Annotated in this window: 23 protein-coding genes; 8 read left to right on the top strand and 15 right to left on the bottom strand. The window is 49.6% G+C overall.

The genetic code is table 11. The annotated features are described in order from the left end of the window. Positions 1-65: 65 nt before the first annotated feature. The 11 genes from atpA to trxC form a co-directional block, all read right to left on the bottom strand. Positions 66-1,610: a F0F1 ATP synthase subunit alpha gene (atpA, locus tag KDX31_19265; protein UTW03420.1), complete on the bottom strand. Its 1,545-nt coding sequence runs from the start codon at positions 1,608-1,610 to the stop codon at positions 66-68. A 15-nt stretch (positions 1,611-1,625) separates the two neighbouring features. Further along, positions 1,626-2,162 (bottom strand): F0F1 ATP synthase subunit delta, encoded by a 537-nt coding sequence (locus KDX31_19260; protein ID UTW03419.1) that lies wholly within the window; start codon positions 2,160-2,162, stop codon positions 1,626-1,628. Positions 2,163-2,174: 12 nt separating this feature from the next. Then, positions 2,175-2,645 (bottom strand): F0F1 ATP synthase subunit B, encoded by a 471-nt coding sequence (locus KDX31_19255; protein UTW03418.1) that lies wholly within the window; start codon positions 2,643-2,645, stop codon positions 2,175-2,177. A 63-nt stretch (positions 2,646-2,708) separates the two neighbouring features. Then, positions 2,709-2,939: a F0F1 ATP synthase subunit C gene (gene atpE / locus KDX31_19250; protein UTW03417.1), complete on the bottom strand. Its 231-nt coding sequence runs from the start codon at positions 2,937-2,939 to the stop codon at positions 2,709-2,711. A gap of 77 nt (positions 2,940-3,016) precedes the next feature. After that, positions 3,017-3,859: a F0F1 ATP synthase subunit A gene (gene atpB / locus KDX31_19245; protein UTW03416.1), complete on the bottom strand. Its 843-nt coding sequence runs from the start codon at positions 3,857-3,859 to the stop codon at positions 3,017-3,019. 15 nt (positions 3,860-3,874) lie between these two features. Then, positions 3,875-4,291, bottom strand: coding sequence for an ATP synthase subunit I (locus tag KDX31_19240; GenBank protein UTW03415.1), 417 nt, complete (start codon positions 4,289-4,291; stop codon positions 3,875-3,877). Between the two features lie 210 nt (positions 4,292-4,501). Further along, the gene (locus tag KDX31_19235) at positions 4,502-5,383 is read right to left on the bottom strand and encodes a ParB/RepB/Spo0J family partition protein (GenBank protein UTW03414.1); all 882 of its coding nucleotides are present in this window, start codon (positions 5,381-5,383) and stop codon (positions 4,502-4,504) included. A gap of 3 nt (positions 5,384-5,386) precedes the next feature. Further along, positions 5,387-6,190 (bottom strand): ParA family protein, encoded by an 804-nt coding sequence (locus tag KDX31_19230; GenBank protein UTW03413.1) that lies wholly within the window; start codon positions 6,188-6,190, stop codon positions 5,387-5,389. Beyond that, positions 6,187-6,819 carry a 16S rRNA (guanine(527)-N(7))-methyltransferase RsmG gene (gene rsmG / locus KDX31_19225; GenBank protein ID UTW03412.1) on the bottom strand — a complete coding sequence of 211 codons (633 nt, stop codon included), beginning with the start codon at positions 6,817-6,819 and terminating at the stop codon, positions 6,187-6,189. The genes KDX31_19230 and rsmG overlap by 4 nt, the downstream gene beginning before the upstream one ends. Then, entirely contained in the window at positions 6,819-8,708 is a 1,890-nt protein-coding gene (mnmG, locus tag KDX31_19220; protein ID UTW03411.1) for a tRNA uridine-5-carboxymethylaminomethyl(34) synthesis enzyme MnmG, read from the bottom strand. Before mnmG ends, rsmG begins: the two co-directional genes overlap by 1 nt. A 1,026-nt stretch (positions 8,709-9,734) precedes the next feature. Further along, entirely contained in the window at positions 9,735-10,172 is a 438-nt protein-coding gene (trxC, locus tag KDX31_19215) for a thioredoxin TrxC (protein ID UTW03410.1), read from the bottom strand. A gap of 132 nt (positions 10,173-10,304) precedes the next feature. Between trxC and KDX31_19210 the strand changes: the two genes are divergently transcribed. From KDX31_19210 to KDX31_19195, 4 genes are all read left to right on the top strand, one after another. Beyond that, positions 10,305-11,264 carry an extracellular solute-binding protein gene (locus KDX31_19210; protein ID UTW03409.1) on the top strand — a complete coding sequence of 320 codons (960 nt, stop codon included), beginning with the start codon at positions 10,305-10,307 and terminating at the stop codon, positions 11,262-11,264. Between the two features lie 79 nt (positions 11,265-11,343). Then, positions 11,344-12,210, top strand: a complete 867-nt coding sequence (gene aguB, locus KDX31_19205) for an N-carbamoylputrescine amidase (GenBank protein ID UTW03408.1) — start codon at positions 11,344-11,346, stop codon at positions 12,208-12,210. An 87-nt stretch (positions 12,211-12,297) separates the two neighbouring features. Next, the gene (locus tag KDX31_19200) at positions 12,298-12,924 is read left to right on the top strand and encodes a hypothetical protein (GenBank protein ID UTW03407.1); all 627 of its coding nucleotides are present in this window, start codon (positions 12,298-12,300) and stop codon (positions 12,922-12,924) included. Beyond that, entirely contained in the window at positions 12,807-13,145 is a 339-nt protein-coding gene (locus KDX31_19195) for a helix-turn-helix transcriptional regulator (GenBank protein UTW05461.1), read from the top strand. Before KDX31_19200 ends, KDX31_19195 begins: the two co-directional genes overlap by 118 nt. A gap of 5 nt (positions 13,146-13,150) precedes the next feature. Here the strand turns inward: KDX31_19195 and mnmE are convergent, their stop codons facing one another. The 4 genes from mnmE to rpmH all read right to left on the bottom strand — a co-directional run bounded on the left by mnmE (position 13,151) and on the right by rpmH (position 17,038). Next, entirely contained in the window at positions 13,151-14,518 is a 1,368-nt protein-coding gene (gene mnmE / locus KDX31_19190; GenBank protein ID UTW03406.1) for a tRNA uridine-5-carboxymethylaminomethyl(34) synthesis GTPase MnmE, read from the bottom strand. Positions 14,519-14,803: 285 nt separating this feature from the next. Then, positions 14,804-16,474 (bottom strand): membrane protein insertase YidC, encoded by a 1,671-nt coding sequence (gene yidC / locus KDX31_19185; protein UTW03405.1) that lies wholly within the window; start codon positions 16,472-16,474, stop codon positions 14,804-14,806. 18 nt (positions 16,475-16,492) lie between these two features. Continuing rightward, a complete protein-coding gene (locus KDX31_19180; GenBank protein ID UTW03404.1) occupies positions 16,493-16,879 on the bottom strand; it encodes a ribonuclease P protein component in 387 nt (128 codons plus the stop codon). A gap of 24 nt (positions 16,880-16,903) precedes the next feature. Beyond that, positions 16,904-17,038 carry a 50S ribosomal protein L34 gene (gene rpmH / locus KDX31_19175; GenBank protein UTW03403.1) on the bottom strand — a complete coding sequence of 45 codons (135 nt, stop codon included), beginning with the start codon at positions 17,036-17,038 and terminating at the stop codon, positions 16,904-16,906. Positions 17,039-17,558: 520 nt separating this feature from the next. Here rpmH and dnaA point away from each other — a divergent pair. From dnaA to gyrB, 4 genes are read left to right on the top strand one after another with little or no spacing between them, the layout of a single operon-like run. Further along, positions 17,559-19,130 carry a chromosomal replication initiator protein DnaA gene (gene dnaA, locus KDX31_19170; protein ID UTW03402.1) on the top strand — a complete coding sequence of 524 codons (1,572 nt, stop codon included), beginning with the start codon at positions 17,559-17,561 and terminating at the stop codon, positions 19,128-19,130. A 29-nt stretch (positions 19,131-19,159) separates the two neighbouring features. Further along, positions 19,160-20,263 carry a DNA polymerase III subunit beta gene (gene dnaN / locus KDX31_19165; protein UTW03401.1) on the top strand — a complete coding sequence of 368 codons (1,104 nt, stop codon included), beginning with the start codon at positions 19,160-19,162 and terminating at the stop codon, positions 20,261-20,263. Between the two features lie 45 nt (positions 20,264-20,308). Next, a complete protein-coding gene (recF, locus tag KDX31_19160) occupies positions 20,309-21,397 on the top strand; it encodes a DNA replication/repair protein RecF (protein UTW03400.1) in 1,089 nt (362 codons plus the stop codon). An 18-nt stretch (positions 21,398-21,415) separates the two neighbouring features. Next, positions 21,416-23,842: a DNA topoisomerase (ATP-hydrolyzing) subunit B gene (gene gyrB / locus KDX31_19155; GenBank protein ID UTW03399.1), complete on the top strand. Its 2,427-nt coding sequence runs from the start codon at positions 21,416-21,418 to the stop codon at positions 23,840-23,842. Positions 23,843-24,013 lie beyond the last annotated feature (171 nt).

Below are 24,013 nucleotides of genomic sequence, written 5' to 3'. Positions count from 1 at the left end.
CTATTAAACCTTTACTTAGTTCAGGTCTGCATCACTAGAATGCAGACCCCCACTCTGACGAGTTATTACCAAGTTTGGGTAGATTTGAACTTCTCGATACCAGCCTTGAACTGAGACGCGATCTCATCATTGTAGTCGCCGCCTTTATTGATCTTACCCATTACATCAGCGTACTCGCTGTTGAAGTAGGAGATCAGGGCCGCTTCAAAATCAAGGATCTTGTTCAGGTCGATATCGTTCAGGAAGCCTTCGTTGGCAGCGAACAGACTCAGACCCATGTCAGCGACTGACATTGGGGAGTACTGCTTCTGCTTCATCAGCTCGGTTACGCGCTGACCATGCTCAAGCTGAGCACGGGTAGCATCGTCCAGATCAGATGCAAACTGAGCGAATGCCGCCAGTTCACGGTACTGAGCCAGAGCCAGACGTACACCACCACCCAGTTTCTTGATGATCTTAGTCTGTGCTGCACCACCTACACGGGATACAGACAGACCAGCGTTGATCGCCGGACGGATACCTGAGTTAAACAGGTCCGCTTCCAGGAAGATCTGACCATCGGTGATGGAGATAACGTTGGTTGGTACGAATGCAGATACGTCACCACCCTGTGTTTCGATTACTGGCAGTGCAGTCAGGGAACCAGTCTGGCCCTTAACTTCACCGTTAGTAAACTTCTCAACATAGGTTGGGTTAACGCGCGCAGCACGTTCCAGCAGACGTGAGTGAAGATAGAATACGTCACCTGGATATGCTTCACGGCCCGGTGGGCGGCGCAGCAACAGGGAGATCTGACGATAAGCCCAGGCTTGTTTAGTCAGGTCATCGTATACGATCAGAGCGTCTTCACCGCGGTCACGGTAGTATTCACCCATTGAACAACCAGCGTAAGGCGCCAGGAACTGCATCGCTGCAGGATCAGATGCACCAGCGGCTACTACGATGGTATGTTCCATCGCGCCGTGCTCTTCCAGCTTACGTACCACGTTAGCAATAGTGGACTGTTTCTGTCCGATTGCTACGTAGATACATTTAACGCCGGTACCTTTCTGGTTGATGATCGCATCAATCGCGATCGCAGATTTACCAATCTGACGGTCACCGATGATCAGCTCACGCTGACCACGGCCAACTGGCACCATGGCATCAATGGATTTCAGACCAGTCTGTACTGGCTGATCAACAGACTGACGCTCGATTACACCAGGTGCAACCTTTTCTACAGGGTCAGTCAGTTTAGTTTCAATCGGGCCTTTACCGTCGATCGGGTTACCCAGGGCGTCTACTACACGACCCTGCAGTTCCGGACCAACAGGTACTTCCAGGATTCGGCCAGTACAACGCGCGGTCATACCTTCTACCAGACCCTGATAGTCACCCAGTACTACAGCACCTACAGAGTCACGCTCAAGGTTAAGCGCCATACCGTAGATACCGCCAGGGAATTCGATCATTTCCCCGTACATTACGTCAGCCAGGCCGTGAATCAGGATGATACCGTCAGAAACGCTGACGATAGTACCTTCATTACGGGCTTCAGAAGAGACATCAAGTTTCTCGATGCGGCTCTTAAGAATCTCGCTGATCTCAGATGGATTCAGTTGCTGCATGTTTAATCCTCACACTCAGGAGTTCATTGCTTCGGCTAGCTTAGCCAGTCGAGCACGAATAGAGCCGTCGATAACCAAATCATCGGTTCGAACGATCACACCACCGATAATGGACTTGTCCACTTCGGTAGTCAGACTCACTTCGCGGCCCAGCTTGGAGCTCAGTGCCTGAGTTAATTTTTGTTGCTGCTGCTCGCCCAGATCAAAGGCAGTTGTCACACTTACCTCAACAGAATGCTGCTGATTGGCTTTCAACTGTTCAAACTGCGCAGAGATCTCTGGTAACAAAGCCAGACGCTGATTTTCTGCCAGCAAAGTAATAAAGTTCTTTGCTGACGGTTCCATCTGCTCTTCACAGACAGAGATCATTGCCTCTGCTTTCTGATCGCTGGTGAGACCAGGATTACCCAGAACCAGTTTCATCGTCTCATGCTGTGATACTGCAGTTGCAGTTGTCAGCATTTCAGACCACTGGTCCAGGATACCCTTGCCCATTGCGTGCTCGAAAGCGGCTTTGGTATAAGGCCGAGCGACTGTATTGAGTTCAGCCATCGTAAACCTCGCTTAAAGCTCAGCAGCTAGTTTTTCAACAAGCTGTGCGTGCGCATTAGCGTCAACAGACGCCTCAAGAATCTTCTCAGCACCGGCTACTACAAGAGCAGCAACTTCAGCGCGCAGAACTTCTTTGGCACGGTTTGCTTCCTGATCGATTTCAGCTTGAGCAGCCGTTACAAGGCGTGCAGCCTCATCACGTGCTTTCTCTTTTGCTTCATCAACGATCTGGTTAGCTCGCTTATTAGCCTGTTCAATGATGGCGGCTGCTTCTTCCTTGCTCTTACGCATATCGGCCATGGCTTTTTCCTGAGCCAGTTCCAAATCACGTTGAGCACGGTCTGCAGCGTCCAGACCTTCTGCAATTTTCTTCTTTCGTTCTACCAGCGCACCAGTAATTGGTGGCCAGATATATTTCATACAAAATACAACGAAGAAGGTAAATGCAATGATCTGACCAAAGATGGTTAGATTGATATTCACGCCATTACCTCTCGCGGTTGTCTTAAAAAGTAGTTACCCATAAAGGGACGTATGTAGCTCTACTTATGCAACAGCGAACAGTACGTACAGACCCAGACCAACACCGATCATAGGTACAGCATCAACCAGACCCATTACGATGAAGAATTGAGTACGTAGCAGTGGGATCAGCTCAGGCTGACGTGCAGCACCTTCAAGGAACTTACCACCCAGGATGCCGATACCTACAGCGGCGCCTACAGCCCCCAGACCCATCATCAGTGCACCAGCGATGTACAGCAATGCCATTTCCATCAGTTTTTCTCCGATATTTAATTGCTAAAGTTTAAGTTTAAAAAGAAATCGTTTAATTATTCAGTTTTTACAACTACTTAGTGTTCTTCATGTGCCATGGCCAGATAGACAATCGTCAGAACCATGAAGATGAACGCCTGTAGCGTAATTACCAGAATGTGGAAGATCGCCCATGGCACAGACAACAGCCATTGCGCCCAGAACGGCAGCAGAGCGATCAGAATAAAGATCATCTCACCTGCATACATGTTACCGAACAGTCGCAGCGCCAGTGATACCGGCTTCGCCAGCAGGCCTACGATCTCCAGGAACAAGTTGAACGGCAGCATCCATTTACCCAGCGGCTGGAATGCCAGCTCACCCAGGAAACCACCCAAACCCTTCATTTTGATGCTGTAGAACAGAATCAGACCAAACACCGCAATCGCCATACCCAGCGTAGCGTTGATGTCGGTAGTCGGTACAACCTTCATATAGACATGATGTGGATCAGCGCCAAACGCTTCACCGATCTTCTGAGTCAGGAACGGAATCCAGTCAACAGGCACCAGGTCCATAGTGTTCATCAGGAAGACCCAGACAAAAATGGTCAGTGCCAGCGGGGCAATCAGCGCATTTTTGTAGTGGAAAATACTGCTAACGTTGTCTTCGACGAACTCGATGATTACTTCAACAAAGTTCTGCGCGCTGCCTGGCACACCGGAAGTTACTTTTTTAGCAACTTTACGGAACATCCAGATAAAAAACAGGCCCAAACCTACAGACCACAGCATAGTGTCAACGTGAATTGCCCAAAATCCCATTTCTGCTGCTTCCTGAGCGGTATGAGCAAAGCCCAGACCGTGTTCAGGATGCACACCAAACGTCCAGTTCGTCAGGTGGTGGGATATGTAGGCTGAGGAAGTCATTTCGCTAGCCATTACTATCTCTCTCATTCAAAGTTTTAAGAAACTGTTATTCAGCCTCAGCTGGGCAATAAAGCCTGTCAGCTGAAGCAATATATAAGTGCCAAATAGGGAAAATGGATTCAGAGGTTGAATCAGGATAAACACCGCAATGAAGAGTACGATGGATAAGCCCATTTTCCATATTTCACTCGTATACAGCTGCCGGATAACAGCGCCGGGAGTATTTTTTGCCTGCCGCACAATCAGTGCACGATAAGCAAATACATAGTTTGGAAGCAGAAATATCATCCCGCCACAGAGGGATGACCAGGCCGCAGTCCAACTATGCAGAAGTAAAACTCCCGCAATCACAATCAAACTAACTACTTGAATCAGGAAGACTTTCCTAAACTGCTGCAAGGCGATACGAGTATGAACGCCAGGTTTCCGGTGCCCTTTTCTCATATAAATACAGCCTCAGTTTCCCTTCATCTGCGCAAATAAAACGTCAACACGTCCTTTCACAGCCAGCGCATTATAGGGGCTTAATGCATCAGCTTCAACACGATTCAGACCGATTTGCACTTTTGTATTAGACGTCCAGAGTAGAAGAACTAAGTAAATACCCTATGAGCGGTATCTGCAGCGATCACCCGCTGCAAAAAAACGCCCTGTTTATTGTATCGCCTTAACAATCGCTTCAAATTTTTCGCGGTTTTCATACGCGATGGTGATTTTTCCCTTACCGGCCGCATTTTCGCTGATTGAAACTTTGCTGTTCAGACGACTGGAAAGTGAGTCGGACATGTCTTTAAGCAGCGGATCAGGTTTTTTAGGCTCCTGAGCCGGCTGGGTTTTCTTCAGCTGTAACTTGCGCACCAGATCTTCTGTCTGCCGCACAGACATATTCTTACCGACCACCTCCTTGGCCGCGATGACCTGATCCGGGCCGTCCATACCCAGCAGGGCCCGGGCATGACCCATCTCAAGATCACCATATTCGAGCATCTTCTTCACCTCATCGGTCAGATGCATCAGACGCAGCAGGTTCGTTACCGACGAGCGGGACTTACCAACGGCGTCTGCGACCTCCTGTTGAGTCAGATCAAACTCAATCTTCAACCGGTCAAGGGCGATCGCCTCCTCCATCGGGTTGAGGTTTTCTCGCTGTATATTCTCAATCAGCGCCATCGCAATTGCCGCTTCATCAGGCACATCACGAATAATCGTTGGTATATCCTCAAGTCCCGCCATCTGGCTGGCACGCCAGCGACGCTCACCGGCAATAATCTCATACAGATTTTCAGCCACCGGACGAACAACGATTGGCTGCATCACCCCCTGAGCTCTGATGGAGTTAGCCAGCTCTTCCAGCGCCTGCGGCTCAAGATCCCGACGGGGCTGATATTTACCCCGCTGAATCTGATCAATCGGCATCAGCCGGTAGCCATCGCCGCCCTCGGCTTTCGCCTCAGTTACCGCGTCCTCTGCAAATTTAGTACTGGTTGATAACAGTGCATCCAGCCCCCGTCCTAAACCACGCTTTTTAGCCGCCATCGATCAGCCTTCCTGTTCCTGTTTTTCTGCCTGTTTATCATTCAGACCCGATTTACGAATCAACTCACCCGCTAAAGCCAGATAGGCGACCGATCCCCGGGAATTTTTATCGTACATCAGTGCCGGTAGTCCATGACTCGGAGCTTCCGCCAGGCGCACATTACGGGGAATAACGGTGCGGTAGACCTGATCACCAAAATATTCCACCAGGTGATCGGATACATCTTTGGTCAGGCTCATACGGGGGTCAAACATGGTGCGTAAAATCCCCTCAATCTTCAACTCAGGATTGAGTCGCTTATTGATCTTATTGATCGTGCCAACCAGCGCACTGATTCCTTCCAGTGCATAGTATTCACACTGCATGGGGATAATAACACCGCTGGAAGCCGCCAGCGCATTAACGGTCAGCAGGTTAAGCGAAGGAGGATTATCGATGAGAATAAAATCATAGTTATCCTGCACCTTTTCCAGTGCCATCTTCATCCGGAACTCACGTCTTGGCAGCTGCAGAAGTTCAACTTCCGCCGCCGTCAGATCTCCGTTTGAACCGACGATATCATAACCGGCCGGGGCATTTCTGATAATCGAATCTTCCATGCTGGCTTCACCGATAAGCACTTCATACACTGAATTTTTCAGGTTGTGCTTATCCACGCCGCTGCCCATGGTGGCGTTGCCCTGAGGATCCATATCAATCATCAGCACACGCTTCTTGGTGACTGCCAGTGAAGCCGCCAGATTAACGCAGGTGGTGGTTTTGCCCACGCCACCTTTCTGGTTGGTGATGGTTAATATTTTGGTCACGTTGAAGTTCTCCCTAACATCAGCAGATGCCGCTCACCATCGGTGCCCGGAACGGTTAGCCGGATACTCTGACGCAGATTAATCGACTCGGGTAATAACTCAATTTCCTCTTCAGGATACATCCCTTTCATTGCAAGAAAAACACCCGAGTCTGAGCACAGATGTGAAGTCCAGTGAATCATATCCTGTAATGAAGCAAATGCCCTTGATATAACGCCATCAAAAGGGATTTCCGGATGATATTTCTCCACCCGTTCATGGATCACGGCAACATTGTCCAGTCCCAGTTCCGCTTTTGCCTGGAACTGAAAGCGACTCTTTTTGATATTACTGTCCAGCAGTGTGATCGGCAGATCGGGCCGACAGATTGCCAGCGGGATGCCCGGCAGACCCGGACCACTGCCCACATCGATCAGGCTTTCAACATCGATGTAGGGCAACACACTCAGGCTATCAATCAGATGGCGGCTGATCATCTCTTCCGGAGAACGCACCGCCGTCAGGTTAAATGCCTTATTCCACTTAATCAGCAACGCATGATATTTCAGCAGCTGTTGATACTGTGCATCGCTCAGCTGAAGATCGATCTGATGGCACTGTTGTTCCAGAAGGTTACGGTACTGCTGCATCAAGCCTGAGCCTTTTTATTGGTCATCTGTTTCTTTTTCAGGTGAATCAGCAACAGCGAGATAGCGGCTGGTGTCATTCCCTGTATCCGTGCCGCCTGAGCAATACTCTCAGGTCTCACCTGTTCAAGCTTGGCGGTCAGCTCATTCGACAGACCACCGACGCAGGCGTAATCAAAATCGATCGGCAGCAGAGTATCTTCCTGGCGACGAACCTTATCAATATCTTCTTTCTGGCGATCGATATAGCCGGCATATTTGATCTGAATCTCAACCTGCTCGGCCACCTGCGGATCACTCACCTGCTCACCTTTCAGACCGGCCACTGCGGCATAATTCAGCTCCGGACGTTTCACCAGATCCTGCAGGTTATATTCCCGGCTGATCGGCTGCTGCAGTTGAGCATTTAAGCGTTCCGCTTCAGGCGTTCCTGGCTGAATCCAGGTTTCCTTAAGGCGCTGATTTTCCAGCTCGATCGCCTCCCGCTTATCGCAGAAGCGCTGCCAGCGCTGATCACTGACCAGTCCCAGTTCCCGGCCCTTTTCCGTCAATCGAAGATCGGCATTGTCTTCCCGCAAAATCAGTCGGTACTCGGCACGACTGGTGAACATACGATAAGGTTCCGAGGTTCCCATGGTGATCAGGTCATCCACCAGAACACCGAGATAAGCTTCGTCACGACGTGGATACCACTGTTCCTTCTCCTGAGCGCGCAGAGCAGCGTTAACCCCTGCCAGCAGTCCCTGTGCACCGGCTTCTTCATAACCGGTGGTACCGTTGATCTGACCGGCAAAGTAGAGGCCGTTGATCAGTTTGGTTTCCAGGGTGTGTTTCAGATCCTGGGGGTTGAAAAAATCGTACTCAATGGCATAACCCGGACGGGTGATGAAAGCGTTTTCAAAGCCTTTGATAGAACGCACCGCCGCCAGCTGAATATCGAATGGCAGACTGGTTGAGATTCCGTTCGGATACAGCTCATGGGTCGTCAGACCTTCCGGTTCAACAAACACCTGATGGCTGGTCTTGTCGGCGAAACGAACAATTTTATCTTCCACCGATGGACAGTAGCGTGGACCAACCCCGTCGATAACACCGGTATACATTGGCGAACGGTCCAGTCCGGAGCGCAGAATATCATGGGTTCGCTCATTGGTATGGGTAATGTAGCAACTGATCTGCCGCGGGTGATCAGCCAGTGATCCCATAAACGACATTACCGGTGTCGGTGTATCGCCGGGCTGTTCCTGCATTGCACTGAAATCAACACTGCGGGCATCGATTCGCGGTGGAGTGCCGGTTTTTAACCGGTCAACCCGCAACGGCAGTTCCCGCAACCGGTCTGCCAAAGCGATCGAAGGCGGATCGCCTGCACGTCCTCCAGAGTAGTTATCCAGGCCGATATGAATCTTACCACCGAGGAAAGTACCGACGGTGAGAACAACGTTGTTGGCATAGAAGCGCAGACCCGCCTGAGTAATCACGCCCCTGACTGTCTCACCTTCGACAATCAGATCATCGACCGCCTGCTGAAACAATTGCAGGTTCGGCTGGTTTTCCAGGATCTCACGAATTGCTGCTTTATACAGAATACGGTCGGCCTGTGCACGGGTGGCACGTACTGCCGGCCCTTTACGCGAGTTCAGGGTACGGAACTGGATGCCTCCCTTGTCGGTGGCAATTGCCATTGCTCCGCCTAAAGCATCGATCTCTTTAACCAGATGACTTTTACCAATACCGCCGATAGCCGGATTACAGGACATCTGCCCCAAGGTTTCAATGTTATGGGTTAACAGCAGAGTTTTTACGCCTGTACGGGCTGCGGCTAACGCTGCCTCAGTTCCGGCATGGCCACCACCAATTACAATCACATCAAAGTGGTCAGGATAGTCCACTCACTTAACCTCATTATTTAATTGAAGAGAGCCCGAGTTGTTATGCCTGAAGGCAGTGGCTCAGAAAAAGGCGCTAAGTATAAACCTAAGGGGTCAATATAGAAATGGTTAAACTTTGTACAACCTTAAATCTGTTCTCTTTTCTTAATCTTTTATATATAAGTTAAATATGTTCTTAAGATATGTTTTTTATTTTTACTTCTATTATTAAGCAGCCTGTTTTCAGTTGATAACCTATATTATCGTTTAACTATCAACTATTTATAAAACATATAACCCTGTAGGATAACTGCGGTTAACCTCTTAACAGCTTGTCACAGAGCTGTGTATAACCAGGCTGTTTATGCACAGGCCCTTTTGTACACAGCTTTGTTAAGCGGTTGTCCCTATGTAGTTATACAGTTTACGCACAGGGTTTAGTGGATAAATTGCAGAGCTCAGTCGCTTTTTCCTGAAACCGCTCCAGATGACTCAATGAAGTTCAGTTCAGAATTTTCAGGCTGGGATAACTTTTCCGCCCCGTCGTTTCTGCTTGTGAGTTAAATGTACTCTTTCTGCAGTTTACCAGAGCCTGGCGAAAAGCTTTTGCCTGTTAACTATATGAATAACAATATATTAAGGTACAGAGCTGTACTGTGTTTATGACGCTATCGATGGCACTCTCTGTGTTAGGCCCACTGGAAAGAGGTTTTAGCATAAATAGTTCTGATTAAGATAAACACCGTATCTGCACAGCTTATCCGCGTTTAATACAGGGGTTATTCACATGTTTTTGTGAGTAAGTTATTTATATTCTGGGGTGTTTGTTTTAAGTTGTTGAAAAGTAAGGATATATTTCAAGTGATTTTTTTGTGTCGCGGTTTATAACTATGCATGGCTGATAGCTGTGTACAGACTTGTCGGGAGCGGAGGAATCGGAGACTGTGAATAATTCAGATTAACTGAGCTGCTAAACAGTATCGGGAGGCGTTATTCAGAGTCGGCTTGCTGAGAGTCATATGAAGAGTGATTGTTGGCAAGGGACGATCAGAGATCGACCCCGTTTTGATTAAGCCATTGCTTGAGTTGCCCCAGCGGCAGAGCGCCACTGATTCTGGCCACTTCCTTACCCTGCTTAAACAGAATCAGGGTGGGTATTGAGCGGATCTGTAGTTGCGCAGCGATTGCCTGTTGCCCTTCCGTGTCGAGTTTAGCCAGACGAAGTTTGGGCTCAAACTGTCCTGCTGCCTGCTCAAAAACCGGGGAAAACTGCTTACAGGGTCCGCACCAGCTGGCCCAGCAGTCAACCAGAACCGGAATATCATTACGCGTCACCATGTTCTGGTAGTTTGCTGCTGTCAGATCTACCGGTTTGCCCTGAAACAGTGGCTGTTTGCATTTACCACATTTCGGGCCGTCCTGAAGACGCTCCGCAGGCACTTTGTTGAGGGTTGAACAACCCGGACAGCTGATATTCAGGGGCATTTATACACCTTTGCTATATCTGTTTGAGATGAATTATAGACAAGAAAATTGTACCACGTAGTGGGGATACCGGGCACTTTCAAATACTTCTAGGCTAAAGATCAACGCAATTGATGGTAATGGTGATACATCATGAAAATAACAAAGATCAGTTTAGTCGCAGGCCTGGCGTTAAGTTTTTCAGGGTTTGTGGCGGCGGAGTCACAGACTCTCAACGTTTATAACTGGTGGGATTATATCAAGCCGGAGGTGATTAAGAACTTCGAAGCTGACACCGGGATTAAAGTTAACTATGACGTTTATGATTCCAATGAAGTACTTGAAGCGAAGCTGATGGCCGGTAACTCAGGATATGATCTGGTTGTACCCTCCGGCTCATTTCTTGAGCGCCAGGCTAAAGCAGGCATTTATCAGGAATTAGACCGATCAAAACTTTCAAACTACAGCAATCTGGATCCAACGCTACTTAAAAAGGCAGAGATCAATGATCCGGGTAACCGGGTTGGTGTTCCCTATGCCTGGGGAACGATAGGGCTGGGCTACAACGAAGATATGCTCAGGCAGCGTTTAGGAGACCGGCCATTTAATACCCTCGATCTGAGTAAAGCGACCGATCTGTTCAAAAAAGTGCGCGGGAATATAAAGTATTTTAACTCGGGGAACCTTGTTCAGGATCTGGTTAATGGTGATGTATGCGTGACGATTGGCTATAACGGTGACCTTCTCCGTGCTCAGAAACGAGCGGATGAGGCCGGTGTGAAATCAACCCTGAAATATGCCATTCCAAAAGAGGGTACCATTGCATGGTTTGACCTTGTCGCGATACCTGCTGATAGCACGAACAGCGACGCGGCCCATCAATTCATTAATTACCTTCTGAAACCTGAAAATGCTGCGGATATATCGAACTTCGTCATGTATGCCGTACCGAATACCAAGGTCGGACCCTTTCTGGATGAGGCAATACGTACCAATCAGGGGATCTATCCTGATGAAGAACTGAAGGCGAATCTTTTCTCACAAAAAGCTCACACCGCAAAATTTGATCGCAGGTTAACCAGTGCCTGGTCATCTATCAAAACAGGCCGATGATGATTTGTATCTGAATGCTGTAAGCCTGTCGCCAGGTTTGGGTGCAGGCTTTGAATAACAACGATTAGTGAGAAAAAGAATGAGAACAATAACAGTGGCAGCGACCCAGATGTCCTGCACATGGGATATTCAGAACAACGTGGCTAAAGCAGAACAACTGGTCAGGCAGGCTGTTCAGCAAGGTGCACAGATTGTGTTATTACAGGAACTGTTTGAAACCCCCTATTTCTGTGCTGAGCAGCATAGTCGTCACAACGAGCTGGCAAAAACAGTAGAAGAAAGCAGACTGATAGCACATTTTTCTGAGCTGGCTAAAGCGTTAGAGGTGGTGTTACCACTCTCTTTTTTCGAGCGTGCGGGAAATACCCGTTTCAACTCTCTGGTGGTAATCGATGCCGATGGATCAGTGAGTGATACCTATCGGAAAATGCATATTCCACAAAACCCGGGTTATGAAGAGAAATACTATTTCAGTCCCGGAGATACAGGGTTTATGGTTCATGATACCCGCTATGGCAGGATTGGTGTGGGTATCTGTTGGGATCAATGGTTTCCTGAGGCCGCGCGTATTATGGCCCTTAAGGGAGCAGAGATGATTTTTTATCCTACGGCGATAGGCAGTGAACCATCAGATCCGGATCATCACAGCGCCGATCACTGGAGAAATGTGATGAAAGGACATGCAGCCGCAAATATCCTGCCGGTTATCGCATCCAACCGAATAGGTCAGGAGACCGAGGGTAATACACCGATAAAATTTTATGGCTCATCTTTCATTGCCGATCAGACGGGCGTACTGGTTGCCGATGCTGATAGCGACAGCGAAACGGTTCTGTTATCCAGCTTCGATCTGGATCAGATAGCAACACAGAGGGACGGCTGGGGGGTATTCAGAGACCGCAGACCTGAACACTATAAAGAAATACTCTCTTTTGATCATCGTTAACAACATACGGGTCGTTAATACGGCCCGTTTTTATCCTTACCGGAACCTTATACTATTAAGGAGAAGCCTATAAATTCAGGAAGCTCAATGCATACGCCGCTGATCAGTAATAAGGAAATCAAAGAGGTTTTTGATCTCAGTGCTAAGGCAGTGGCGGCAATCGGTACTGATGAGTTTCCCCCTATACTCTGCCGAATCTGTGAGTACCTCTCGGCATATGACACAGTCATGGGCTATGCCTTTATTCCTGGCGAACTACCCCGCCCTCTGTTTAATGATTTCCATAAAAGAGAGATAGAGAACTGCTGGATTCCATATTTTGAGGGGGCCTATTTACTCGATCCTTTTTACGAGCTGTCCAAACAGAATGTGGAAGATGGCTTTTATCACCTCAGAGATATCGCTCCCGATGACTTCTTTGAAAGCGACTACTTTAAAAACTTTTATGTACCTACCCGGCTTCGGGATGAAACCACTCTGATTGTGAACATCAATGAGAGCGTTCAGATCCATCTGTCATTGGGGCTAAGAGATAACAGATCGGTTCTGACAACCGATGATCTGCATCGCTTAGACCTGATTGAGTCACTGTTTATATCACTGATCCGAAGTCACTGGCCCGAGATCAGATCAGATCAGATCTGTCTCAGGATACCGGACGTGTTGGAGCCCATCTGGAAAAATCGTTCCAGTTATTTGGCTCCTCATGTTTAAGTGACCGGGAATGCGAAATTGTCAGGTGTATTCTTCGCGGACATTCCAGTAAATCGATTGCCCGGTTACTGGAAATAAGCCCAGAGACCGTTAAAGTCTATCGCAAACGTATCCACCAGAAACTTGAGATAACATCCCATGGAGAACTCTTCTCTATCTTTCTGGAGTGTCTTAAAAGTGTTCCTGTCGGCTCTATGGAAGACCCTATCAAATATCGTTGATCCGATTATTTACCGATACAGAACGAACTGAAAATTCTGCCTAGCAGATCATCAGAACTGAATTCGCCGGTGATCTCACTCAGATGTTGCTGTGCCTGACGCAGATCTTCTGCCAATAGCTCACCGGCACCGCCGTAAATCAGTTGTTCCTGACCCGTGAGGAGTAAACTTTCAGCCCGGTTCAGGGCATCCATATGGCGACGGCGAGCGAGAAATCCACCCTCGGTGGTACTAGCATAGCCCATGCAGTCTTTCAGATGCTGGCGCAGGTTATCCACACCAATATCGGCTTTAGCAGAGAGTGATATCAGCGTATGGCCATCATGCTCACCAATTACCGGCTGCTCAGAGGTCAGGTCGCACTTATTACGGATAACGGTGATCTTACTCTTGTCGTCCAGTTGACTGACAAACTCAGGCCAGATCTGTTCCGGGTCATCGGTGGCTGTGGTGGTGCCATCGACCATCAGCAGCACCCGGTCCGCTTTACGGATCTCTTCCCAGGCGCGGCTGATACCGATCCGTTCAACTTCATCCGGCGCGTCCCTCAGGCCGGCGGTATCGATGATATGCAGTGGCATCCCATCGATGTGGATATGTTCCCGCAGTACATCCCGGGTGGTGCCGGCGATATCGGTGACAATAGCGGACTCTTTGCCCGCCAGGGCGTTCAACAGACTGGATTTCCCTGCGTTTGGCCGGCCGGCAATCACTACACTCATGCCTTCGCGAATCAGGCTACCCTGGCGGGCCTCCTGCTTTACTTCCGCCAGTGTATCGATGATCTGTTGCAGGTCGCCGGCAACCTTGCCATCGGCGAGAAAATCGATCTCCTCTTCCGGAAAATCGATCGCGGCTTCGACATAGATGCGCAGCTGGGTCAGTGCTTCAACCAACTGATGTACCCGCTCTGAGAACGCTCCCTGAAGGGATTTCAGGGCGCAGCGGGCGGCCTGTTCAGAGCTGGCGTCGATCAGATCGGCAATCGCCTCTGCCTGCGTCAGATCCAGTTTATCGTTGAGAAAGGCCCGTTCGGAAAATTCGCCGGGGTTTGCCAGTCTGGCGCCGCACTCCACTACCCGACGCAGAATAAAGTCCATAATGATCGGACCGCCATGGCCCTGCAGTTCCAGAACATCTTCGCCGGTAAAGGAGTTTGGACCGGGAAAATAGAGCGCCAGACCCTGATCCAGTTGATTGTTATCGGCATCAAAGAAAGGACCATAGTGGGCATAACGGGGCTTAGGCATAAATCCCACTACCTGTTGGGCAATAGTTGCAGCCAGTTTTCCTGAGACCCGTACAATACCCACGCCTCCGCGTCCCGGCGGCGTTGCTTGTGCGGCGATGGTGTCCTGGTTAATCAGCGTCATTGAAGCCTCGGAATATGAATAAGTGGCATATCAGATGGAGGGGATTTTAGCATAACTTAGACGCAGCTTCGCTGCTTGCCAGAACGGCACTGCGTGCCTCGCTAGTCGTTAGAAAAAGCCTGCAATCGTGCTATTACCTAAAATTTTGAGAGGCTCTTAAGTTTTTTCTAGCAAGCGACGTAGTCGCGTCTAACGACTAGCAGGAAACGAAGTTTCCGTTCTAGCGACTTATGCGAAGCGAAAAAAAGGCCTCATAAGAGGCCTTTTTTATTCGTCAGTGAAGGCTTACTTACTGCCTTCGCCTTCAATCTGCTTGTTGATCAGGTACTGTTGAGCAATCGACAAGACGTTGTTTACCAGCCAGTACAGAACCAGACCGGCCGGGAACCACAGGAAGAAGAAGGTGAAGACAATTGGCAGCATCTTCATAATCTTCGCCTGCATTGGATCGGGAGGTGTAGGATTCAGCAGCTGCTGAATAAACATCGTCGCACCCATCAGGATTGGCAGCATAAAGTATGGATCCATCACTGACAGGTCATTGATCCACAACGCGAATGGCGCATGACGCAGCTCAACTGATTCCATCAGTACCCAGTACAATGCGATAAAGATTGGCATCTGAGCCACAATCGGCAGACAGCCTCCCAGCGGATTGATCTTCTCTTTCTTGTACAGCTCCATCATCGACTGAGACATCTTCTGACGGTCATCGCCATACAACTCTTTCAGGCGGGCCATCTCAGGACCAAATTTACGCATCTTCGCCATTGACTTAAATGCCTTGGCGTTCACCTGGAACAGCAGGGCTTTAACGATGATGGTAATAAAGATGATAGAGACACCCCAGTTGCCTACAAAGCTGTGAATGGTTTTCAGCAACCATGCCAGCGGTGAAGCGATAAACCAGAGAATGCCGTAGTCAACGGTCAGTTCCAGGTTGGGTGCAGCCTGTTCCAGCAGATCGGTATCTTTAGGACCGGCATAGAAGTTAGCAACGACGGTCTTGGTTTCGCCGGGTGCAACATCGAATTCAGGTGAGACAAATCCGGCAATATAGTTACCGTTGGTCACCCGGCTGCTATAGCTGTACTCAGCTCCGGCAGCGGGAATCCAGGCACTGAGGAAGTAGTGCTGGGACATCGCGACCCAGCCATCAGGGCTGACTTTCTTAAAGTTTTCCTTCTGCATATCATCGAAGGATATTTTTTCATAGTGCTCTTCAGCGGTTGAGAAGACCGCACCCAGAAACGCCTGCATGCCCATACTGGTGGTTTGTGACGGATCCTGCGAGCCATCCCGTTTGATCTGACCAAACAGTTTAGCCTGCCAGTTTTCAGCCGAGCCATTGGTGACCAGAAACTCCTGTGCAATCGTGTAACTGCCTGGGGTAAAGGTGTAGCGCTTGGTAACAACAACCCCATCATCACCGGTATGCACCAGATCAACGCTCAGTGTGTCACCTTCCAGCTGATAGCTGTTTTTCGTTGTGGTGTACTGTGGACGACCCCCTTGCTTGGCGTCGAGTCCATCTTTACCGATCAGGCCACTCTGGGATACATAGGTACGGTTACCGTTCTGTTCCAGCAATACAAAGGGCTTGTCATCGTTCAGCGCTGCTTTGTGTTGCGGCAGCGTCAGCTCGATAATATCGCCACCTTTAGTATCGATCAGCAGTTCAAGCACATCGGTTTTAACTGAAATCAGTTGCTGCTGCGAAACGGTAGAGGCTGCTTTAGCTTCCGGAAGATCGCTATTGGCAGACGCTTCTGTGCCGGCTGAAGGCAGATCACTACCTTCCTGAGCAACGGTATCGTTACTGGACTGGTAAGCTGAAACAGACTCGCTCTGGGCAACCGCTGCCGGCTGAACCCCGTAGTCCTGGTTCCATTGAAGCACCAGCATATAGGAAATAATTGCCAGTGCTGCGATCAATATAATGCGCTGTACATCCATGGTTTCTGGACCATTCAGTTATGAGTTTGAATTTGATTTGTCAGATTTTGCCTTGGCTCGGCCAATCAGTCGGTTCCAGCTCTTATTAATAAGGGCGTGAACCTCGCTGTTATCAATATCCCCCAGACCCTGTCTGGCCAGAATTACGATATCGACATTAGGCAGCTTATGCTGATTAAGACGGAAAGACTCGCGAATGATACGCCGAACGCGGTTACGATTAACAGCTAAACGGATATTTTTTTTGGAGAAGACAAAGCCAACGCGGGGATGATCAAGATCGTTTGGACGGGCAAGGATCAACAGATGTTTATCTGACACCTTGAGACTGGCTCGGCTGAATACCTGTTTAAAATCCCCACCAGTTAAAAGTCTTAACTGGCGGGGATAGCTGAATTCATTCATTCAGAGAGCCTGACAGGCAAAAAATTATGCTGACAGACGCTTACGGCCTTTAGCACGGCGACGGTTAATGATAGTACGGCCGTTCTTAGTTGCCATACGTGCACGGAAACCGTGAGTGCGTTTACGCTTCAGGTTGCTTGGTTGAAATGTTCTTTTCATTGGTCAGTCCTACTAACATACAGTGTGGTGGTATCAGTAAGGTTGGCTGAATCCCACGGTCAAAAACAGACGCGAAATTGTAGAGAAAAGATATTCGCTTTGCAAACAATTCCTGACATCAATCGTAAAAAAGCTGTTCAGGTGATTTATGACAGAGAATAAAGCAGAGACTAATGGAGATGAAGTTATTTGCCGAAGGTTTTTTTAAGATATACACAAAGTTTTGTTGTTAACTTGTTTAAATCTATAAAAAACAATCAGATAGTCTGTTGATATATCTGAGTATTAACTGTTTTTAAATTATGGATAATTTTTTACCGCCTCCTCTGTTAACCGCGTAAACTGTGGGATTCTTGCTAATTGATTGAAAATTATACAAAAAAGAATTAGTAACAGATTGATACAAACTGTGGATAAGCAGGCGTTTAAAGGGTATTATCTGCTAATATTTTTTACGTTTACGGTCTTGTTCTCGATCACTCAAGTAGTAGTGAAAACAGAGGATGTTTAAGGATTCGCTATGTCGGCTGAGTTGTGGGAACAGTGTCTTCAAAATCTTCAGGATGAGTTCCCCTCACAACAATACAACACCTGGATCAGGCCTCTGAAGGTTTCTCCTGAGGCTGAGACCGGGCTTGTATTGCTGGCGCCTAACCGTTTTGTTAAGGATTGGGTGAGCGATAAATACCTGAACCGGATTCGCGAGATCGTCAATACGGTCAGTGGAGATATCGCCGCCAAGGTGAGTATCGATATCGCCGGACGTGCGAACGGTTTCTCCCAGCGCCCGGTGCGCCCTGCTCCACCGGCTGCACCTGCACGTCGGCCGGCCAGCCGCTTCGATGACGCAGAGCCGTTTCCATCAGCCTATGATTCTCAGAATAGTTTTGGCAACCGGCCTCAGCCCGCAGTTAAGAAGCAACCGGTCGAGGAAAATGCTCCTCAGCAGCTGGCGATTGATGACAGCAGTTTTCAGCCGATCAATCATCGCGAACATCGCGAAATCATTGTTCCCCCTTCTGTTCAGTCCACCGTGTCACGCAATGTCGATGTTGAAGGCAGTGTGCGACACCAGTCCAACCTGAATCAGTCGTTTACCTTTAACTCGTTTGTTCAGGGTAAGTCTAACCAGTTGGCATTGGCCGCAGCACAGCAGGTGGCAGATAACCCCGGCGGTTCCTATAACCCACTGTTTATATATGGTGGTGTGGGTCTGGGTAAAACCCACCTGATGCATGCGGTGGGGATGGAGATGCTGCAGCGCAATCCGAAAGCCAAGATTGTTTATCTGCACTCCGAACGGTTTGTAGCGGATATGGTGAAGGCGCTGCAGCTGAATGCGATCAACGATTTTAAACGTTACTACCGCTCGGTTGATGCCTTGCTGATCGATGATATTCAGTTTTTCGCCGGTAAAGAGCGTTCCCAGGAAGAGTTCTTTCACACTTTTAATGCGCTGCTTGAGGGGGGACAACAAATGATCCTCACCAGTGACCGCTATCCGAAAGAGATCAACGGTGTTGAGGAGCGGCTGAAGTCCCGCTTTGGCTGGGGCCTGACGGTGGCGATTGAACCGCCGGAGCTGGAAACCCGGGTGGCGATCCTGATGAAGAAGGCTGAAGAAGCTCAGGTTCGTCTGCCGGATGACTCGGCTTTCTTCCTGGCGCAAAAGATTCGCTCCAACGTCCGTGAGCTTGAAGGGGCGCTGAAACGGGTGATTGCAAATGCCCATTTCACCGGAAATGCGATCACTACACCTTTTATTAAAGAATCACTGAAAGACCTGCTGGCATTGCAGGATAAACAGGTTAGTATTGATAACATTCAGCGGGTTGTAGCCGATTACTATAAGATAAAAGTATCGGACCTGCTTTCGAAACGCCGCAGTCGTTCTGTGGCCCGGCCGAGACAGGTTGCTATGACTCTGTCTAAAGAGCTGACCAATCACAGCTTGCCTGAGATTGGTGATGCTTTTGGTGGACGGGATCATACGACGGTACTGCATGGTTGCCGTAAAGTAGCTTCGCTGCGTGAGACCGATACGGATATAAGAGAGGATTATCAGAATCTGTTGCGTCATCTGACCGCGTAACAGGCTGATCAATTAAGGGTAGCAAAAAGATGAAATTTGTTATTTCGCGAGAAGCGCTAATTAAACCTCTGCAGTTAGTTGCAGGTGTTGTGGAACGTCGTCAGACTCTGCCAGTGCTTTCCAACATCCTGCTGGTTGCAGAGGGTGATCAGCTGTCGATGACCGGTACCGACCTGGAAGTTGAACTGGTTGGCCGGGTCCAGCTGGATGAGCCGGCTGAAGCGGGTTCGATCACGGTTCCGGCACGCAAGCTGATGGATATCTGTAAATCCCTGCCAGATTCGGCGCAGATCGAGCTGACCCTGACCGGTCAGAAGATGGTGATCAAAGCGGGACGCAGTCGTTTCACACTCTCTACCCTGCCTGCGGCTGAGTTCCCCAATGTTGAAGATAGTCCTGAATCATTTGAGCTGAATGTGCTGCAGAGCCAGTTGCGTCATCTGATTGATCAGACCGGTTTCTCTATGGCTCAGCAGGATGTTCGCTATTACCTCAACGGTATGCTGCTGGAGATCACCGAGAACAGTCTGCGGGCAGTTTCCACCGACGGCCACCGTCTGGCGACCAGTGTGACCGAGGTCGACACCAACGGCCCGGCTAACCATCAGTTTATCGTGCCGCGTAAAGGTATCCTCGAGCTGGCCCGTCTGTTACAGAGCGGTGATGATCAGGTCAAACTGGTGGTGGGTGCCAACCATATTCGCGCCCATGCCGGTGACTTTACCTTTACCTCTAAGCTGGTTGACGGCAAGTTCCCTGATTATCAGCGCGTTATTCCGCAAGGTGGCGACAAGTTTATGCTTGGCACCCGTCAGGAGCTGCGTCAGGTATTCAGTCGGATTGCGATTCTGTCGAACGAAAAATATCGCGGCGTGCGTTTGTCACTGACTAACGGTTATCTGCAGGTTATGGCCAATAACCCGGAGCAGGAAGAAGCGGAAGAGACTGTTGCCGTGGACTATGAAGGCGATACTCTGGAGATCGGCTTCAACGTTAACTATCTGTTGGATGTTCTGTCGATTGTCAGCTCTGAGGTGGTTCGCTTTACCCTGGCCGACTCAAACAGCAGTGCGCTGATTGAGGGGCTGGACGATGCCAACTCCCTCTATGTTGTGATGCCGATGCGGATGTAATCCTGTCAGGGGGCCTCAGGCCCCCTTCCTATACCTCCCCCATATATGCCGATAACCCAACTCAATATTCGTGCGGTTCGCAATCTCAGCGACCTCAGTCTGTCACCTTCACCCAGTATCAATATCATCCACGGTGCCAACGGCAGTGGCAAAAGCAGTGTGCTCGAAGCGATCCATCTGCTGGGATTGTGCCGCTCTTTTCGCACCAATAAGCTTAATCATCTTATTCAGACCGGTTCGCAGCACTGTACGGTGTTTGCTCAGCTGGATGCGATGGGCAGTGGCGTCAGTCAGCCACTCGGGGTCGAGCGTAATCTCGAGAGTGACTGCCGCATCCGCTATGGCGGTAACAACATCGATATTACCACCCTCGCCGAGCTGTTACCGATCCAGGTAATCAACTCAGAAACCTTCATGATTCTGGAAGGAAGTCCGGCGATCAGACGGCAGTTTCTCGACTGGGGTGCATTTCACTCAAATCCTGAATTTATAAGGCTTTGGCGTGGTTTCAGACGGGTATTAAAACAGAGAAACTCTCTGCTGAAATATGGTAAAATCGAGCAACGGATTCGGGCGGTCTGGGACCGGGAATTTATTACCTATGCGGAACAGCTGAATACGCTTCGCGAACTGTATATTGAAGCATTAAAACCCGAATTTGATCTGATCCTTGCTGATCTGCTTGAAGGCGTCAGTATCGATCTGAGTTTTAGTCCCGGATGGGACAAAAAACGCGGCCTCGATCAGGTGCTGAACGATAACTTTGAACGCGATCTGCGACAGGGTTATACCAGTGCCGGACCACAACGGGCCGACCTGCGGCTTAAGGTGGATGGCCACACCGCTTCAGAACGTCTCTCCAGGGGGCAGAAGAAGGTGGTGGTGAGCGCCCTTAAGCTGGCGCAGGGAGTTTTATTTTACAAGTTGAACAGTCGCGCCTGTATCTATCTGATTGATGACCTTCCGTCAGAGCTGGATCAGCACCATAGTCGACTGTTCTGTAACTATTTAGAAAAAACAGCGAGTCAGTGCTTTATCACCTGTGTTGATAAAGATGCACTGACCGGATACTGGTCGGATCAGGCTGAACTCTGTTTTTTCAATATACATGAGGGTGCGTTTAGCACTCAGTAAGATAGCCAGGAGAACTGAATGAGTGTCGAAAATCAGGAATACGATTCTTCCAGTATTAAAGTCCTAAAGGGACTGGATGCGGTTCGTAAGCGCCCGGGGATGTATATCGGGGATACGGATGATGGTACTGGTCTGCATCATATGGTTTTCGAGATTGTGGATAACTCGATCGATGAGGCCCTGGCAGGCTACTGCAGCGAGGTTAAAGTTGTTATCCACCCTGATAACAGCGTCACCGTATCGGATAATGGCCGGGGTATCCCGACCGATATGCACGAAGAGGAAGGCGTATCGGCTGCCGAAGTTATCATGACCGTGCTGCATGCCGGTGGTAAGTTCGATGATAACTCCTACAAAGTCTCCGGTGGACTGCACGGCGTGGGTGTTTCTGTGGTCAACGCATTGTCCGCTGAGCTTAAACTGACTATCCGCCGTAAAGGCGATGTTTATGAGCAGACCTACCGTCACGGGGTGCCCGATGAGCCGCTGAAAGTGGTCGGTCAGACCGAAACATCCGGTACCTCAGTGCGCTTCTGGCCTTCTGAAGAGACCTTCCACAATCAGCTGGAATTTAAATTCGATATTCTGGCTAAACGTCTGCGGGAACTCTCCTTCCTCAACTCCGGTGTGGCGATCCGGCTGAAGGATGAGCGCAGTGGTGAAGAGGAACTGTTTGCCTACGAAGGTGGCCTGAGTTCCTTCGTTGATTTCCTCAATACCAACAAGAACTCTGTGAATAAGATGTTTCATATCAACGTCATGCATGAAAATGGTGTCGGCGTTGAGGTGGCGATGCAGTGGAACGACAGCTATCAGGAAAGTATCCACGCCTTTACCAACAACATTCCTCAGCGTGATGGTGGTACTCACCTGTCCGGTTTCCGAACCGCCCTCACCCGTGCCCTGAACAACTATATTGAAGCGGAAAAGCTGAATAAGAATGCCAAGGGCGCAACTACGGGTGATGATTGCCGTGAGGGCCTGACCGCCATCGTATCGGTAAAAGTACCCGACCCTAAATTCTCCTCTCAGACCAAAGACAAACTGGTCTCCTCCGAGGTGAAAACCGCGGTTGAGCAGGCGATGTATGAGCAGCTCAACGATTACCTGCAGGAAAACCCGCAGGACGCTAAAGCGGTGGTATCGAAGATGATCGATGCCGCCCGTGCCCGTGAAGCGGCGCGTAAGGCCCGCGAGATGACCCGTCGTAAAGGCGCACTGGATATCGCCGGACTGCCCGGCAAACTGGCAGACTGTCAGGAGAAAGACCCGGCCCTCTCTGAAATTTACCTCGTGGAGGGTGATTCTGCGGGCGGTTCCGCCAAGCAGGGCCGTAACCGTAAATCACAGGCGATTCTGCCCCTTAAAGGTAAGATCCTCAACGTCGAAAAAGCCCGCTTTGACAAGATGCTGGCCTCGGCTGAGGTCGGCACCCTGATCACCGCACTGGGTACCGGTATCGGTCGTGAAGAGTTTAACCCTGATAAGCTGCGTTACCACTCCATCATCATCATGACCGATGCCGACGTGGATGGATCACACATCCGTACCCTGCTGCTGACTTTCTTCTTCCGGCAGATGCCCGAGATCATCGAGCGTGGCCATGTGTTTATTGCTCAGCCACCGCTCTATAAGATCAAGAAAGGTAAGCAGGAGCAGTATCTGAAAGATGATGATGCGCTGGAAAACTACCTGCTTCAGGGCGCGCTGGAAGGTGCTTCGATGCATGTAAATGCCGATGCGCCACCGATCAGCGGAACCGGTCTTGAAGAGATCGTAAACCGTTATCGTGCTGTGGATAAGATGCTCACCCGCCTGTCCCGCCTCTATCCGGAGCCGATCATGCGTCAGATGGTGTATACCCCACGCCTGACACTGGATGATCTGAAAGATGAACAGAAGGTCGCCGAGTGGATCGATAAAGTCTGCGATGGTCTGGGTGATAGCCTGGATGGCGGTGATGTATATACCTCCTCCGCTGCAGAGGATATGGAGCACCAGGGTGTGTTCCTGCCAAGCGTTAAGGTGATTCAGCACGGCGTAAGCCATGACTACACCTTCGACCAGTCGTTCTTCGAATCCCGGGATTACACCGCCCTGACCAATCTGGGCGACACCCTCGACGGACTGCTGGAAGAGACCGCTTACTTTAAGCGTGGCGAGCGCACCCTGCCCACCACCGAGTTTACCGCCGGTCTTAACTGGCTGATGGAACAGTCCAAGCGTGGCTACTATATCCAGCGCTATAAGGGTCTGGGTGAGATGAACCCGGAACAGCTGTGGGAAACCACCATGGATCCGGAACAGCGCCGTATGCTGCGCGTCACCATCGACGACGCTATCGCTGCAGATCTGCTATTCACCACCCTTATGGGTGATGAGGTAGAACCGCGCCGAGATTTCATCGAGACCAATGCGCTGAATGTATCTAACCTGGATATTTGATGTGTCGAGTTTCATTTGAATTGAAATGAGCAACAAAAAGCAGCCTATGGGCTGCTTTTTTGTTGGTTGCTGACTTCAAATATAGAAGAGTTTAAAGCTTGGTGTAAGCCTCTCCTTGATAAGAGTATTCACCATTACCCTATCAGTGAGTCCTGCAACGAGAGCAAGATT

Source organism: Amphritea atlantica, assembly GCA_024397875.1.
In the GTDB taxonomy this organism is placed as follows: Bacteria; Pseudomonadota; Gammaproteobacteria; order Pseudomonadales; family Balneatricaceae; genus Amphritea; species Amphritea atlantica_B.
This window is presented reverse-complemented; position numbering and strand designations above follow the sequence as displayed.

Coding starts and splice junctions, on each gene's coding strand:
- atpA (UTW03420.1), bottom strand. CDS start 1,610: ATGCAGCAACTGAATCCATCTGAGATCAGCGAGATTCTTAAGAGCCGC.
- KDX31_19260 (UTW03419.1), bottom strand. CDS start 2,162: ATGGCTGAACTCAATACAGTCGCTCGGCCTTATACCAAAGCCGCTTTC.
- atpE (UTW03417.1), bottom strand. CDS start 2,939: ATGGAAATGGCATTGCTGTACATCGCTGGTGCACTGATGATGGGTCTG.
- atpB (UTW03416.1), bottom strand. CDS start 3,859: ATGGCTAGCGAAATGACTTCCTCAGCCTACATATCCCACCACCTGACG.
- KDX31_19240 (UTW03415.1), bottom strand. CDS start 4,291: ATGAGAAAAGGGCACCGGAAACCTGGCGTTCATACTCGTATCGCCTTG.
- KDX31_19235 (UTW03414.1), bottom strand. CDS start 5,383: ATGGCGGCTAAAAAGCGTGGTTTAGGACGGGGGCTGGATGCACTGTTA.
- rsmG (UTW03412.1), bottom strand. CDS start 6,819: ATGCAGCAGTACCGTAACCTTCTGGAACAACAGTGCCATCAGATCGAT.
- trxC (UTW03410.1), bottom strand. CDS start 10,172: ATGCCCCTGAATATCAGCTGTCCGGGTTGTTCAACCCTCAACAAAGTG.
- KDX31_19210 (UTW03409.1), top strand. CDS start 10,305: ATGAAAATAACAAAGATCAGTTTAGTCGCAGGCCTGGCGTTAAGTTTT.
- aguB (UTW03408.1), top strand. CDS start 11,344: ATGAGAACAATAACAGTGGCAGCGACCCAGATGTCCTGCACATGGGAT.
- KDX31_19200 (UTW03407.1), top strand. CDS start 12,298: ATGCATACGCCGCTGATCAGTAATAAGGAAATCAAAGAGGTTTTTGAT.
- mnmE (UTW03406.1), bottom strand. CDS start 14,518: ATGACGCTGATTAACCAGGACACCATCGCCGCACAAGCAACGCCGCCG.
- yidC (UTW03405.1), bottom strand. CDS start 16,474: ATGGATGTACAGCGCATTATATTGATCGCAGCACTGGCAATTATTTCC.
- KDX31_19180 (UTW03404.1), bottom strand. CDS start 16,879: ATGAATGAATTCAGCTATCCCCGCCAGTTAAGACTTTTAACTGGTGGG.
- rpmH (UTW03403.1), bottom strand. CDS start 17,038: ATGAAAAGAACATTTCAACCAAGCAACCTGAAGCGTAAACGCACTCAC.
- dnaA (UTW03402.1), top strand. CDS start 17,559: ATGTCGGCTGAGTTGTGGGAACAGTGTCTTCAAAATCTTCAGGATGAG.
- dnaN (UTW03401.1), top strand. CDS start 19,160: ATGAAATTTGTTATTTCGCGAGAAGCGCTAATTAAACCTCTGCAGTTA.
- recF (UTW03400.1), top strand. CDS start 20,309: ATGCCGATAACCCAACTCAATATTCGTGCGGTTCGCAATCTCAGCGAC.
- gyrB (UTW03399.1), top strand. CDS start 21,416: ATGAGTGTCGAAAATCAGGAATACGATTCTTCCAGTATTAAAGTCCTA.